Below are 13,052 nucleotides of genomic sequence, written 5' to 3'. Positions count from 1 at the left end.
CGCCTCCCTTGGAAGCGCTGTCCGAGCCGAGCCGTACGCACCTCCAATATCCGCCCGACGCGCGCCGGGGGCAACGCAGCGACCGCGGGCGGGCGCGGGCGGGCTCAGTGCCCGGCGCCGCGGTCCTCGCGGATGCGGCTCACCACACCCGACACCGTGTGCCGGACGGCCTCCGTCTCGGTGAGGAAGTGCCAGTAGTCCGGGTGGCGGCCCTCCAGCGTGGCGATCGCCCGCTCCAGCCGGGCCACCGCCTTGTCCAGCGGCCCGGCGTCCCGCGGGTCGGGGGTGTTGCGTCCGGCCATCGCCAGCCGCTGCGCGTCCCGGATCGCGAAGCGGGTCCGTTCGATCTCCTGCCGCGGGTCCTTCTGTACGGCGTTCAGTCTGGCCAGCCGGTCGCCGGCGGCCGAGACGGCCTCGTCCGTGGAGTTCAGCAGGGCCCGCGCCGTCGACAGCAGCGCGGTGGCGTCCGGCCAGCGCTGGGTGTCCCGCGCGGTCTGCGCCTCGGCGAGCTTCGCCTCCGCCTGCCGTACGTGCTCCACGGACTGGCCGGGGACGTGCTGGAGGTCCTGCCAGCAGGCCGCCGTGAAACGCCGCCGCAGCTCGCTCAGGACCGGCTCGACCTGTCCCGATCGAGTCGTCAGCGCCTGGGCGCGGGTGCGCAGGGACACCAGCCGGTGGTCGATCTCGGCGGCCTTCTCCGGCAGCCGCTCGGCTTCCGCCCGGACCGCCTGCGCCTCGCGGGAGACCCGCTCGGCCCGCTCCAGGGTTCCCGGCACGCCGTGCTGCCCGGCGCCCTGGTTGAGCTTGGTCAGCTCGGGCGCGAGCGCGGCCAGCCGGGCGGCGAGGTCGTCCGCCTTCAGCCCCGTCTCCCGGACCGCGTCCAGCGCGTTCGACGCCGCCAGCAGGCTCTGGCGGGCCCGCTCCACGGCGGGCGCCAGCCGGGCCAGCTGGGTCTCCGCCTTGCCGAGCAGCGGGCCGAGCCCGTCCGTGAAGCGGTCCAGCTCGGCCTTGACGCGGACCAGTTCGTCCTTCGCGCGTGTCAGCTCGCCGCGCGCCTGCGTGGCGGCGGAGGCCTCGAGGTCGTCCCGGTCCAGGTCGTGGGCGTCGACGGCCTGGATGTACTGGTGGCTGGCCTCGTCGATGCGCCGCCCGATGGCCTCGAAGTCGGCGACCGCGCGCCGGGCGGCCGGCGAGGCGTCGACCGCCGTGATCGTCTCGATCGAGATCCGCAGATCCCGCTGGGCGGTGTCCAGTTCGTAGAACGCGGCCGCCGCGGCGTCCTTCGCGGCCTGTGCCTCGGCCCGCTGGCTCTCCGCCCGTCCGCCGAACCAGCGGCGGGTGCCTCCGCCGGCGAACGCGCCGGGCAGCAGGAGGAGGGCGGCGAGGGGAAGGGCGGCGAGCGCGAGGGTGTCCCCGATCGCCCGCAGACGCGCGCGCGGCACCAACGGCGAGTACGGCTGCGCTGGTGTCGCCGTCACATCCCTCTCCCGTGCTGTGATCCGCCCTGCCCGGAGTCATTCTCCCACCGGTTAATGACGAACACACGGGCCGGTTAGTTCGCGTTCCGCACGGTGACTTTCCCGTCGCCGCTGCGCGCGGACACGACGTGTTCGCTGGAGTCGTCGCGGGGCACGGACACGTCGACCGACCCGTTTCCGGTGCGGGTCGTCACCTTGTAGGTGGCCCGCGGCAGCTCGACCGTCACCGACCCGTCGTCGCTGACGGACTCCACCCGGTCCGGTACGGCCTCCAGGCCGAGGTGGACCGAGCCGTCGCGCGTGTGCGCGCTGATCCGGCGCGAGGAGACCTGCGCCCGCACCGAACCGTCGTCGGAGCGCAGGTCCAGCGGCCCGCTGGAGTCGGTGACGCGCACCGAACCGTCGGCCGTGCGGATGCTCAGGGCGTCCCGGAAGCCCCGTGCGCGGACGCTGCCGTCGTCCTCCTCGACCTTCACGGCGACGCCGCGCGGCACCTCGACGCGGTGCTTGGCCGAGCAGTCGGCGACCACGCCCGAGCAGTACGTCCGCAGCACCAGCCGGTCGTCCTTCATCGTCCAGGTGACCTCCGGTCCGTCGCCCACCAGGACCGAGCCGTCGAACCAGCGGGTGACTCGGATCGTGCCCTCGCGGTACTCGTCCGACGCGACGATCTCGAGTGCCGAGTCGTCGGAGTCCACGGTGAGAGTGGCTCTCGTCAGGGCGAACGACCGGTGGTCGGGATGCTCGTCGTCGCCCGCGGAGGAGCACGCGGTCCCGGTGGCGGCGAGCGCCACGACGGCCCCTGCGACGAGCACCGTACGGACGTGGACGCTGAAACGGGCCATGACGAATCTCCCCCTGCGACGGACCCCCGGCCCGCGTGGATGCCACTGTTCTCGATACGTGCGACGTTAGGCAGCCACGGTCCGCCGGACGATCCGGCGCACTCCCGGATCCGGGGTGGGGTTAACCCCCGGTCGCCGCCCGCTCCCCGGACACCGTTTGCCGGGCACGGCCTCGGGCAATGTAGGCTGTCGACTCGTCCTGGGTGCGTAGCTCAGGGGTAGAGCGCCTGCCTTACAAGCAGGATGTCGGCGGTTCGAAACCGTCCGCGCCCACCAGGCAGTGCGAGAGGGTCCCCGGGAAGTCCCGGGGACCCTCTCGCATGTCAGGGACGGCGTCGGCGCCCCGGCCCGGCCTCTACTCGCCGGGTGGCGCCTCGTGGGCGTGCTTGAGGCGCATACGGGCCTCCACGCGGTCGGCGGCGGCGACCTCCGCCCAGAAGCGGTGACCGGACACGAACACGGCCAGCTCGTGTTCGCGCCGACGGAGCTTCTCCACCTCGGCCTGCTCGTCGTCCGTCCACCCGGGGGAGGCGGGGCGCTCCACCTTGCGCCAGCCGCTGTCGTCACTGAAGCCGTCCAGCGGCTCGACCGACCAGGGCAGCCGCTTCAGCAGGGCCGACAGCTCGGCCCGGACCTGATGCAGCTCCTCCTGACCGGCGCGCAGGTCGCTGGGAAAGTCATAGGTCTTAGCCACGCGGCAATGGTACGCCTGTTCGAATTTGAGTCGCGAGTTTCCGAAGGGGGTTCATTCGTTCGAATGAAGGAAGGGGTGCTGTCAGTCCCTTGTCCTACGGTGGCCGCATGGACGTCAAGGCTGCGGAGACCGGCGTGGGGCAGGTGCGGTTGGTGCCCTGGGGGGAGGGCGACTTCTGGCTGCTGGAGCGCAACAACAGCCCGGCGATGACCGATCACCTGGGCGGGCCGGAGCCGGCCGAGAAGCTCGCCGACCGGCACCGGCGGTATCTGGAGCTGGACGCGGGCCGGATGTACCGGGTCGTGCTGGCGGAGAGCGGGGCGACCGTCGGGTCGATCGGCTACTGGGAGCGGTCCTGGCAGGGCGGGCCGGTGTGGGAGACGGGGTGGGGGGTGCTGCCCGAGTTCCAGGGGCGGGGGCTGGCCGCGGGGGCGGCCCGCGCGGTCACCGAGGTCGTCCGGAAGGCCGTGCGGGAGACCGGCGGTCACCGGACCCTGCACGCCTTCCCGAGCGTGCATCACCCCGCGTCCAACGGGGTGTGCCGCAGAGCCGGGTTCACCCTGCTCGGCCAGTACGACTTCGAGTATCCGAAGGGGCACTGGATCAAGTCCAACGACTGGTACGTCGACCTGAGTCAGTAGCCCGCTTCCCGCAACTCCCGTACCAGGCGCGTCGCCACCGGCACCGGTACCCCGTGCCGCTCCGCCGCGCGCAGCAACGCACCGCCGATCGCGTCCAGTTCCAGCGGCCGGCCGGCCTCCGCGTCACGCTGCATGGACGACCTGGTGGCCGGCGGGAAGGCGTCGTAGCGGGCGAGTGCCGCCGTCGGGTCGGCGGGGACGCCGCAGGCGCGGCTCACCGCGGCCGTCTCCGCGACCAGGGCCGCCAGGTCCTCGCGGTGGCGCGTCCTGACCTCGCCGAGGGGGAGCCCGTGGCGGGTCGTGAGGAGCGCGAACGGGGCGAGGAACGCCATCTTCGCCCACAGCGCGGTCGTCTCGTCCGGCAGGACCCGGGTCGTCGGGCCGGCCTGCGTCAGCGCCCTCGCGAGGGCGTCGAGGCGGGGACGGGGCACCTGGTCACCGGTGAGGTCGACCTCCGCGAAGGGGCTGGCGTGCTCGATCACCCCCGCGGCGACCCGCGTGGACTCCACCCGGATGACGGCCGGGGCGACGGCTGCCGGGCCGTACCGGGCGCGCAGGGACGCCGGGTGCTCGACGCCGTTGAGGAAGGGCACGAGCAGCGCGTCGCCGAGGGCTGTGGTGGGCAGACGGGTCAGCGCCGCGTCGAGGGCGGTGTGCTTGACGGTGATCAGCACGGCGTCGACGGGGGTGCGCAGTTCGGTGCCGGCCGCGACGGGGACGGTGAAGTCGCCGAACCGCGCGCTGCGGACCTGCATGCCGTGGGTGCGCAGGTGGGTGGCCGTGTCCTCGCCGGACAGGCACGTCACGTGGTGGCCGGCGCGGGACAGCAGGCCCGCGAGGAGACCGCCGATGCCGCCCGGCCCGAGGATCGCCAGAGTGAGTTTGTTCGCCATGGTGCCGCTGTTCCTCTCGTCGGTCGGCCCCAGGGTGCGGTGGCCGCCTCGGAGGTGATCATGGCAGGGGGCGGGGGATGAGGGAAGGGGCGACGGATCGGGGTGGGTGGGGTGAGACTGGGGGCATGTGCCGGAGCATCAAGACACTTCGCCCGCCCGTCCTGGCCGAGGAGGCCACGGAGGACGAGATCCGGGCCGCCGCCCTCCAGTACGTGCGGAAGGTGTCCGGGTTCCGGGCACCTGCCGCGCACAACCGGGAGGTGTTCGAGCGGGCTGTGGACGCCGTGGCCGCGGCCACGGCCGAGCTGCTGGAAGGGCTGGAGGTACGCGGGGCCGCGCGGTCGGCCGCGCCGGGCGGGGGGTGACCGCACGCGTCGGCCGCGCCGGGTCGGGCCCAGGGCTGTCGTGCGGGTCGGCCGCGCGGGGCGGGGGTGGTCGTACGGGTGGTCGTGCGGGGCGGGGGGTGGTCCTGCGGATCCGCGCCGGGCCGGGTGGCGACCGTGCGGGGCGGCTGTCGTAATGGCAGTCCGCGCGACCGGGCGCTCGCGGAGTGCCTCCCCCGACGCCCACCGTGCCGCCCCACGCGGCAGGGTGCGCCAGGCGGCGGGAGGTGGCCGCGAGCCGGGCGGCTGCACGGATGCCGCGGAGCAAGCGGTGCCCATGCGCTGGGCAGGTGTGTCCGCAGCCCGCCCGCGGTGCCCCTCCGGGGGCCTGCGGACGAGGCCCGTTCAGGGTTGGTGACCGGCTACGCCGGCCGGCGGCGCATCAGGTACGCCGCTCCCGCGCCCGCGGCGAACAGGGCGAAGAAGGACACCCCCGTGGCCAGCCAGGTCGCGCCGAGCCAGTGCGCGCCGAAGTAGCCGAGGGCGACGCTGTACGCGGCCCAGGAGAGGCCGGCGAGGGCGGACCACGGCAGGAAGTCGCGGACGCGGCGCTGCGCGGCGCCCGCGATGAGCGAGACGACCGACCGGCCGGCCGGCGCGAACCGGGCCAGCACGACGAGCGCGCCGCCGCCTTCCGCGAGGGCCCCGCCGAGACGTTCCTGAGCGGTGGTCAGCCGCCGGGAACGGGAGATCGCGCGGTCCAGCCGCGCCCCGCCGTGCCGGGCGAGGCGGTAGGCCGCCAGATCGCCCAGGACGGAGGCGGTCGCCGCGCAGAGGATCAGCGCGAGGATGTCGGGCACCTCGTGCGGCAGCCGTCCGGTCGCCGCCCCCGATCCCGCGGCCGCGGCGGTCGCCGCCGTGATGACCAGGAAGCCGCTGGGCAGCAGCGGCAGGAACACGTCGAGGAGGACCGACAGGGCCACCAACGCGTAGATCCAAGGGGCGCCGATCAACGCCCCCACACTCTCGAACACCGCGAAACTCCCCGTCGTCTCCCCCGTGCGACCGAACCGCGCCGCTGTGTCGCGGGGGAGCGGCAGGTGCGGCCAATGACAGCCATACAGCGTACGCCCGTGGTGGGACAGGAGGTTCACGAGGGGCTCATGCGTTCAACACGGCGTGTTCACACCGCGTGTTCACACGGGGCGGGCCCGCGGCAGGCGAGGCGCCCTCCCAGCGGCTGTGGAGAGGGCGCCGGGGTCCGCGCGCCGACTCAGGCCGCGACGGGGGCCTGCTCCGCGGCCTGCTTCCGCTCCGAAGTCGTACGCCGGGCGAACAACCGGTCCACGCCGAGCGCCCCGGAGCCGGTGAAGACCAGCAGCAGGAAGGCCCAGCAGAACATCGCGGAGGCCTCGCCGCCGTTCTGGATCGGCCACAGGGCGGACGGCTGGTGGACGTCGAAGTACGCGTACGCCATCGAGCCCGAGGCGAGGAAGGCGGCGGCGCGGGTGCCGAGGCCGAGCAGCACCAGGCTGCCGCAGACCAGCTGGATCACGGCCGCGTACCAGCCGGGCCAGGTGCCGGCGTCGATGGTGCCGCCGTCGCTGCCGGCCGCTCCGCCGAGGACGCCGAAGAGGGAGGCGGCGCCGTGGCAGGCGAACAGCAGCCCGACGACGATGCGGAACAGGCCGATCGCGTACGGCTGTGCGCTGTCGAGACGAGCGGACATGTGGGGGGTACTCCTTCGGTGTCGGACGTACGGCGAGCCCTGGGGCGGGCGAGCCGGGTGGGGACGGCGGTACCGAACGAGCGACCCACGTTAGGCGTACCTAATGAATGCTTGCAAGTTCAACATTTGGCCATGGCTGGGAAACCGCTTCCCGTTCGATTTCCGACGCCGTCGCACGTACGGCGGCTCCGGCCGCCGGGTCCGCGTCCGAAAGCATGACCGAATTCACCCCTGGGCGGCCCCCGGTGGCTGTCACCCCAGTGCTCGCCCTCCACGGACAGGCCTCGATCGAACCGCCTTTCCTGGCGGCATTTCTGATGGTCTATCAGTGATCGCGTCCGTTGATCGCGTCCAACCCTCCCGTCTCGCGACCGTCCACCCTGTGCGGCCGGCGCTGCCCGGTCTCCGGCGGGCGGGCGAGCGGTGCGTCGGCGGTACGCCGCAGGTCCCGCGCCGCCGGACGGGCCTCGATGCAGGCGGTCACGCAGCCGTCGGACGCGGTCACACAGCCGTCGGACCTGGTCACACAGCCCTCGGACGTGGTCATACGGCCGTCGGACCCGGAGCGTCGGGGAGCGCGCCCACCAGGTCCCGTCCGGGGATCCGTCGGATGCGGACCGTTACGTCTCCGCCGAGGACGAGCGGGAGACCGCCGGGCGGGTGGGGCGGGACGGGACGGACCGCCCACGGGACGCATTCGGACCCGTGCGGTTCACACGGGCCGAGCGGAGGCGGACGGCGCGTCGGCCCGCCCTCGCGTCGGCCCGCCCCCGCGTCTTGCCGACCTCGTCTCGTCCCGGGGCCGACGTCGTTCCCGGCGCTCCCACCGTCCTCGGTTCGCCCCCGACCCTCGTCAGCCAGAGGTCAAATCGGACTCCTCCACCAGGGAGAGCCCCCGGCCCTCGCGGGCCTGTTCCAGTCGCAGCCGGGCCGAACGTCCGCGCAGCGTCAGCGTCATCAGCTGGTTGCCGAACCAGGGGCCGCCGGTCTTGCGCCAGTCCACGGGCGGCCGCGGCGAGCGCCCGTGCCGCCGGAAGCGGCGCCCCAGGGCGCGGGCGAGGGCGCTCCACCCGAAGCGGAAACCCACGCGCATCGACAGGGGGATGGAGTTGTGGACCGGGGAGCAGGTGAGTTGCAGCACCCGCGCGTCGGGAGCGTCGCCGGGCCAGCGCGGCTCGGCCACGTACGCGTGGTGCACGTCCCCCGACAGCACGAGCACGCTGGCCGGTGCCTGCGGTCCCGTCCCCACCTCGGCCAGCAGCCGGGTGAGCGCGGCGAAGGACTCCGGGAACGCCGCCCAGTGCTCCAGGTCCGCCGCCCGCCGCACCTTCTCCCCGAACCGCGCCCAGCGCGGACCGCGTTCACCCCGGCACAGCGCCGCGTTCCACGCCTCCGCGTCGTGCACCAGGTGCGGCAGCAGCCAGGGCAGCGAGGTGCCGACGAGGAGATGGTCGTACGACCCCGGTGCGTCCAGGGCCTGCTCGCGGACCCAGCGCGCCTCCCCGGCGTCGAGCATCGAGCGTTCGTCCTCCTTCAGCACGCGTGCGGCCCGTGAGTCCACCATCAGCAGCCGCACCCGTCCGAAGTCGCGCCGGTAGCTCCAGCGGACGGAGGCCGGTTCGGTGTCGGCCCGGCAGGCGAAATCGCGCACGAGGTCGGTGCCGTCGGGTGCCTCCCGTACGGCGGCGTAGAGGGGGTCGGCGGCCAGGGCGTCGGGGGAGAGGTTGCCGATGTGCTGGTGCACCCAGTAGGACATCAGGCCGCCCAGGATCCGGTCGCGCCACCAGTCGGTGGCCCGCATGTCGGCCACCCAGGCGGCGGAGGTGTTCCAGTCGTCCACGACGTCGTGATCGTCGAAGATCATGCAGCTGGGCACGGTGGACAGCAGCCAGCGCACCTCGGGATCGAGCCAGGACTCGTAGTACAGCCAGGTGTACTCCTCGTAGTCGGCGACCTCGGTGCCCGGCGGTTCGGCCAGGTCGCGGCGGGCCGCGATACGCCGCCTGGTCTCGTCCGAGGTCTCGTCGGCGTAGACCTGGTCGCCGAGCAGCAGCAGGACGTCGGGCCGCTCGCCCTCCGGGTCGGCGGCGATCCGCTCGGCCAGGCTGTCCAGGGCGTCGGGACCCACGGTGTCGTGCTCGTCGGACGGGGGTGCCGCCCACCGGCATGACCCGAAGGCCACGCGCACGTCCGCGTCCTCGGCCGGGGTGCGGATGGCCGAGGGCGGGAATCGCGAGTCGGCGGGCGGCCACGCGCGCGTGCCGTCGAGGAACACCTCGTACGGCGTGGCCGTGCCCGGCGTGAGCCCGGTGACCGCGATCAGGGCGTAGTGGTGGCCCGCCACCTGGAAGGTGCGGGCCGTGCCGCCGGAACCGTCCGCGCACCGCACCTCGGCGGCGCACGGACGGCTCGCCTCGATCCAGACCGTCGCGGACGTACCGTCGGTGTATCTCAGCAGGGGTCCCAGCCGTAGTCCGGCCATGTGATCGCCTCCTCCGTCGCCCCGTACGGTACGGAACGACGGAGGGGAATGGGGAGATTCCCCTCCCGGAATCGGGATCAGCAGCTCGCCAGGTGGTTGGTGAGGGCACTCTTCTCGGCGGAGTCCACGGAGAGGCCGTAGTAGTACTTCACCTGGACCCAGGCGCGGACGTAGGTGCAGCGGTAGGCCGTGCGCGAGGGCATCCAGGTGGCCGGGTCCTGGTCGCCCTTGGCCTGGTTGACGTTGTCGGTGACCGCGATGAGCTGCGGGCGGGTCAGGTCGTTGGCGAAGGACTGGCGGCGGGCGGTGGTCCAGCTGTCGGCGCCGGAGTCCCAGGCCTCGGCGAGCGGCACCAGGTGGTCGATGTCGAGGTCGGAGGCGGCGGTCCAGGTGGCGCCGTCGTACACGGAGTACCAGCTGCCGCTGGTGGCGGCGCAGGCGGAGTCCTGGACGACGTTCGTGCCGTCGCGCTTCAGGACGACCTCGCGCGTGTTGCAGGCGCCGGACTGGGTGCTCCAGTGCGGGAACAGGTCGCGGTTGTAGCCGGTGCGGTCCTCGGTCGCGACGGTGAGTGAGGCCAGGTAGGTGCGGGCGGTGGCGGCGCTGACCGGGGTGGGGAGGGCGGCGGAGGCGCTCGGGGAGTTGAAGAGGGCGACGGAGGCTGTCAGCCCGGTGAGCGCCGCGAGTATGCTGACCCGTCGACGCGCGTAGAACTTCGACATGCGAACTCCCTTGAGGGATGGGGGCGTTGCGGTGCGAGCGAGGGAATGCTCGCGGGGCCGCGTTGCGGGGAGGTGTGCGCGCGGTAAGAAACTAGTGACGTGCACATGACACAACAAGGGGTGTGACCGGACTTTCGGTCCCGGGGGTCGGCCCCGCGGTCCGTCCCGGGGCCGGTACGAGGGTCGCGTAAGATGGACGGCGCAGAAGGGGAGTAGCTCTTCGCCGGACCGTCGACATACTGCTCAGCTCGTCTGAGCCGGCGCCCGGAGGCGGACCGTCGCGCGGTCGGCCAGCGAGACCTTCGGCAAGCAGTGCACCTCCGTGCCGTGCGGCACGGAGCACACGTGTGCTGCCGTGCCGAGGCGTCCCGCGTGAAGGTAGGCGGCATCCTCGGCGGGGCGGCCCCGACCGATTGAGGACCCTTGATCAGCCTGACCGTGACGGCGCTCGTCTTCGGCGTCGTCTTCCTCGCCGAACTGCCGGACAAGACCGCCCTCGCCGGCCTCGTCCTCGGCACCCGCTACCGCGCCTCGTACGTCTTCGCCGGCGTCGCCGCCGCCTTCGCGCTGCATGTCACGCTCGCCGTCGCGGCCGGCAGTGTGCTGACCCTGCTGCCGCAGCAGATCGTGCACGCGCTGACCGGCGTGCTGTTCCTGGGCGGGGCGGCCGTGCTGCTGATGAGGAAGGACGAGGACGAGGACGAGATCCGCAAGCCCGAGAACCAGTCCTTCTGGAAGGTCTCCGGGGCGGGCTTCATGCTCATCCTCGTCGCCGAGTTCGGCGACCTGACGCAGATCATGACGGCCAACCTCGCCGCCCGCTACGACGACCCGCTCTCCGTCGGGCTCGGCGCGGTGCTGGCGCTGTGGTCGGTGGCGGGACTCGGCATCGTCGGCGGGAAAGCCCTGATGAAGCGGGTGCCGCTGAAGCTGATCACGCAGATCGCGGCGGTGCTGATGCTGGGCCTCGGCGTGTGGAGCCTGTGGGAGGCGGTCACCGGCTGAGCCCGCGCGCGAGCTGAACGGAAGGTGAACCTTCCCGGGGCGGGTGGCGGAAGGGCCCACCTGTTTTGTACCGTAGAGAAACAAAGTGGCTCCCGTCCGTTCTCCCTGACCGGCGGGCGGGGCCGCCTTGTTTCCCGCGTGCCTGCGCACGTGTCCGTCCGCGCTGGGAGTCGCCGATGCCGGCCGCCGTGTCCACCACCGTCCTGACCGCCCGTGCCCTCCTCCTCGACATGGACGGCACCCTCGTGAACTCAGACGCCGTGGTGGAACGCGTCTGGCGGCGCTGGGCCGAGCGGCACGGGCTGGACGGCGACGAGGTCATGAAGGTCGTCCACGGACGCCAGGGATACGCGTCGATGGCCGTCCTGCTGCCTCACCGCCCCATGGAGCAGAACCTCGCCGACAACGCCCGGATGCTCGCGGAGGAGACCGCCGACCTGGACGGTGTCGTCCCCGTCCCCGGCGCCCCCGAGTTCCTCGCCTCCTTGCGGGACGTCCCGCACGCCCTGGTCACCTCGGCGGACGCCCCCCTGTCGACGGCCCGCATGGCCGCGGCGGGCCTGCCCCTCCCGGAGGTCCGCGTCACCGCGGAATCGGTCGGCGCGAGCAAGCCGGACCCCGAGGGCTTCCTCAAGGGCGCGGCCGATCTGGGAGTGGCCCCGGCGGAGTGCGTCGTCTTCGAGGACTCCGGGGCGGGCATCGCGGCCGGGCGCGCCGCGGGGATGCGGGTGGTGGGGGTCGGGGCGCGGGCGGTGGCGCACCGGCCGGACGTGGTGGTGGGGGATCTGACGGGCGTGCGGGTGGAGGTCGTGGGGGACCGGGTGCGGATCCACGTGGGGTGAAGGGGCTCGGCCGTGGGGGGCGGGTCGACGACGCGGAGCCGGTCAGGACGATCCGGCCCCGCCCTCCGGCAGAGGTCGAGGGCGGCCCCTCGAGGGCCGAAGCGGGGTTCGGGAAGGGCGGCTGCCCCGGCGACGGCGGCACCGGCCGCGGGGGCGGCGCGGCCCAGCCCGACCGTGCCGCTACGGCTGCTTCGTCTCCCGCTCGAGGCTCGTTCGGGTTGCCTCCCCGTACTCGCCCAGCACGTCCCCCTGGATGCCCCGCGACCACTGGTAGGTGCGGAGGGACTCCTCGACCCGACTGCTGAACACTCCGTTCGCCTCGTCGTTGTAGAGGTACAACTGCCGCAGTCGCAGCTGGAGTTCGGTCACCTCGGGCCCCCGGTCGCCACGGCGCAGGACGGTCACCTCGCCGCTGCCGCCCTCCACCCCGTTCCCCGGTGCCGGCGACCCCGTGGCCTCAGTGGTCCGGGCGCTCGGGCTCGGCTCGGCGGTGCGGGAGGGCGACGGGGAGGCGCTGGACTCCGTGGCGGAAGGTGACGCGCTCGCGCTCTCGGAGGGCGACGGCGAGGCGCTGGACGCCGACGGGGACGCGGAACGGCTCGCGGACGGCGATGCCGCGGCCGCGCTGGTCGAGGTGTCCGGAACGGCCGCCCGGACCTCCTCGGGGGCGGCCTGGTCCCGGCTCGGCGTCTCGTAGGAGAACAACCCGATCGCGAACCCGGCCGCGGCGATCACCGCGACGGCGGCGCCGGTGGAAGCGATCAGCAGCGTGCGGCGCCGCCGTCCGCGGGGGGCCTCGCCGTCGTCGTACGGACCGCCCCCGGCGTTCCCGCCCGCCGCGAACAGGCGCAGATCGGTGTCGCTGGGCGCGGAGCCGGCGGGCGCGAGCGGAGTCGGCACCGGCGCCGTACCGGAGGGCGGAACGGCGCGCAGGGTCATGGTCGCGTCGGGCACCGCGTCGCCGGGAGACGCCGGCTGGACCGCCGGCAAGGGCATCGTCACCTCACCGGCACCCGTCTCACCGGCACCCGTCTGCCGGGCACCCGCCCCACCGGCCCCGGAGCCGCCCCCGGCCCCTCCCCCCAGCTCCACATACGGCCGTATCCGCAGGGGATCGAAGTCCCCCGCCGCTGCCGCCTCCGCCTCGCGGGTGTCGCGCAGGGCGTCGGACGCGCGCTGCGCGCAGGCGCACGACGGGGTGTTGTCCGCCGCCCGGAGTGCACCGCACTGCGGACACGGATGCCCGTGCCCCTCCGGACGCACCGGTTCTCCCGGTCGCCCCTGCCGGTCGGTCGGATCGTTCACCCGTTCGTCCCTCCCCATCCAAACTCCAAGGATTATGCAGATCTGTCACACAACTGGCTGCCCGCCACCCCCGGAACGAGAGGTTCCGGCAGG

At 73.6% G+C, this 13,052-nt stretch carries 14 protein-coding genes and 1 tRNA gene; 5 read left to right on the top strand and 10 right to left on the bottom strand.

What is annotated here, in order from left to right; genetic code table 11:
* Positions 1–104: 104 nt before the first annotated feature.
* The gene (locus ACZ5Y0_RS00955; protein ID WP_469126518.1) at positions 105–1,478 is read right to left on the bottom strand and encodes a hypothetical protein; all 1,374 of its coding nucleotides are present in this window, start codon (positions 1,476–1,478) and stop codon (positions 105–107) included.
* A 74-nt stretch (positions 1,479–1,552) separates the two neighbouring features.
* The gene (locus ACZ5Y0_RS00950) at positions 1,553–2,323 is read right to left on the bottom strand and encodes a DUF4097 family beta strand repeat-containing protein (RefSeq protein WP_469126517.1); all 771 of its coding nucleotides are present in this window, start codon (positions 2,321–2,323) and stop codon (positions 1,553–1,555) included.
* 201 nt (positions 2,324–2,524) lie between these two features.
* Between ACZ5Y0_RS00950 and ACZ5Y0_RS00945 the strand changes: the two genes are divergently transcribed.
* A tRNA-Val gene (locus ACZ5Y0_RS00945) sits at positions 2,525–2,599 on the top strand.
* Between the two features lie 79 nt (positions 2,600–2,678).
* Here ACZ5Y0_RS00945 and ACZ5Y0_RS00940 read toward each other — a convergent pair.
* Entirely contained in the window at positions 2,679–3,017 is a 339-nt protein-coding gene (locus tag ACZ5Y0_RS00940; protein WP_469126516.1) for a hypothetical protein, read from the bottom strand.
* A 107-nt stretch (positions 3,018–3,124) separates the two neighbouring features.
* Here ACZ5Y0_RS00940 and ACZ5Y0_RS00935 point away from each other — a divergent pair, with 107 nt between their 5' ends.
* Positions 3,125–3,658, top strand: a complete 534-nt coding sequence (locus tag ACZ5Y0_RS00935) for a GNAT family N-acetyltransferase (RefSeq protein ID WP_469126515.1) — start codon at positions 3,125–3,127, stop codon at positions 3,656–3,658.
* On the opposite strand, the gene ACZ5Y0_RS00930 is transcribed toward ACZ5Y0_RS00935, so the two are convergent.
* Positions 3,652–4,551, bottom strand: coding sequence for a ketopantoate reductase family protein (locus ACZ5Y0_RS00930; protein WP_469126514.1), 900 nt, complete (start codon positions 4,549–4,551; stop codon positions 3,652–3,654). The genes ACZ5Y0_RS00935 and ACZ5Y0_RS00930 overlap by 7 nt on opposite strands.
* A gap of 125 nt (positions 4,552–4,676) precedes the next feature.
* Here ACZ5Y0_RS00930 and ACZ5Y0_RS00925 point away from each other — a divergent pair, with 125 nt between their 5' ends.
* The gene (locus tag ACZ5Y0_RS00925) at positions 4,677–4,916 is read left to right on the top strand and encodes a DUF2277 domain-containing protein (RefSeq protein ID WP_469126513.1); all 240 of its coding nucleotides are present in this window, start codon (positions 4,677–4,679) and stop codon (positions 4,914–4,916) included.
* Positions 4,917–5,296: 380 nt separating this feature from the next.
* Here the strand turns inward: ACZ5Y0_RS00925 and ACZ5Y0_RS00920 are convergent, their stop codons facing one another.
* The 5 genes from ACZ5Y0_RS00920 to ACZ5Y0_RS00900 form a co-directional block, all read right to left on the bottom strand.
* Entirely contained in the window at positions 5,297–5,908 is a 612-nt protein-coding gene (locus ACZ5Y0_RS00920; protein ID WP_469126512.1) for a DedA family protein, read from the bottom strand.
* A 239-nt stretch (positions 5,909–6,147) separates the two neighbouring features.
* Positions 6,148–6,603 carry a DoxX family protein gene (locus ACZ5Y0_RS00915; RefSeq protein WP_469126511.1) on the bottom strand — a complete coding sequence of 152 codons (456 nt, stop codon included), beginning with the start codon at positions 6,601–6,603 and terminating at the stop codon, positions 6,148–6,150.
* A gap of 325 nt (positions 6,604–6,928) precedes the next feature.
* Positions 6,929–7,150 (bottom strand): hypothetical protein, encoded by a 222-nt coding sequence (locus ACZ5Y0_RS00910; protein ID WP_469126510.1) that lies wholly within the window; start codon positions 7,148–7,150, stop codon positions 6,929–6,931.
* A gap of 306 nt (positions 7,151–7,456) precedes the next feature.
* Positions 7,457–9,085 carry an alkaline phosphatase D family protein gene (locus ACZ5Y0_RS00905; protein WP_469126509.1) on the bottom strand — a complete coding sequence of 543 codons (1,629 nt, stop codon included), beginning with the start codon at positions 9,083–9,085 and terminating at the stop codon, positions 7,457–7,459.
* A gap of 77 nt (positions 9,086–9,162) precedes the next feature.
* On the bottom strand, positions 9,163–9,807 hold the full coding sequence (locus ACZ5Y0_RS00900) for an HNH endonuclease family protein (RefSeq protein WP_469126508.1): 645 nt from the start codon (positions 9,805–9,807) through the stop codon (positions 9,163–9,165).
* A 423-nt stretch (positions 9,808–10,230) separates the two neighbouring features.
* On the opposite strand from ACZ5Y0_RS00900, the gene ACZ5Y0_RS00895 reads away from it, so the two are divergent.
* Positions 10,231–10,812 carry a TMEM165/GDT1 family protein gene (locus ACZ5Y0_RS00895; RefSeq protein WP_469126507.1) on the top strand — a complete coding sequence of 194 codons (582 nt, stop codon included), beginning with the start codon at positions 10,231–10,233 and terminating at the stop codon, positions 10,810–10,812.
* Between the two features lie 176 nt (positions 10,813–10,988).
* Entirely contained in the window at positions 10,989–11,654 is a 666-nt protein-coding gene (locus tag ACZ5Y0_RS00890; RefSeq protein WP_469126506.1) for an HAD-IA family hydrolase, read from the top strand.
* Positions 11,655–11,834: 180 nt separating this feature from the next.
* On the opposite strand, the gene ACZ5Y0_RS00885 is transcribed toward ACZ5Y0_RS00890, so the two are convergent.
* Positions 11,835–12,959, bottom strand: a complete 1,125-nt coding sequence (locus ACZ5Y0_RS00885; protein ID WP_469126505.1) for a peptidoglycan-binding domain-containing protein — start codon at positions 12,957–12,959, stop codon at positions 11,835–11,837.
* Between the last annotated feature and the right edge of the window lie 93 nt (positions 12,960–13,052).

The organism is Streptomyces sp. NPDC033216 (assembly GCF_055577115.1).
This window is presented reverse-complemented; position numbering and strand designations above follow the sequence as displayed.

Bases quoted from the DNA above. Each gene is read 5' to 3' on its own strand.
- ACZ5Y0_RS00950 (WP_469126517.1), bottom strand. From the start codon at position 2,323: ATGGCCCGTTTCAGCGTCCACGTCCGTACGGTGCTCGTCGCAGGGGCC.
- ACZ5Y0_RS00935 (WP_469126515.1), top strand. From the start codon at position 3,125: ATGGACGTCAAGGCTGCGGAGACCGGCGTGGGGCAGGTGCGGTTGGTG.
- ACZ5Y0_RS00930 (WP_469126514.1), bottom strand. From the start codon at position 4,551: ATGGCGAACAAACTCACTCTGGCGATCCTCGGGCCGGGCGGCATCGGC.
- ACZ5Y0_RS00925 (WP_469126513.1), top strand. From the start codon at position 4,677: ATGTGCCGGAGCATCAAGACACTTCGCCCGCCCGTCCTGGCCGAGGAG.
- ACZ5Y0_RS00915 (WP_469126511.1), bottom strand. From the start codon at position 6,603: ATGTCCGCTCGTCTCGACAGCGCACAGCCGTACGCGATCGGCCTGTTC.
- ACZ5Y0_RS00910 (WP_469126510.1), bottom strand. From the start codon at position 7,150: ATGACCACGTCCGAGGGCTGTGTGACCAGGTCCGACGGCTGTGTGACC.
- ACZ5Y0_RS00905 (WP_469126509.1), bottom strand. From the start codon at position 9,085: ATGGCCGGACTACGGCTGGGACCCCTGCTGAGATACACCGACGGTACG.
- ACZ5Y0_RS00900 (WP_469126508.1), bottom strand. From the start codon at position 9,807: ATGTCGAAGTTCTACGCGCGTCGACGGGTCAGCATACTCGCGGCGCTC.
- ACZ5Y0_RS00890 (WP_469126506.1), top strand. From the start codon at position 10,989: ATGCCGGCCGCCGTGTCCACCACCGTCCTGACCGCCCGTGCCCTCCTC.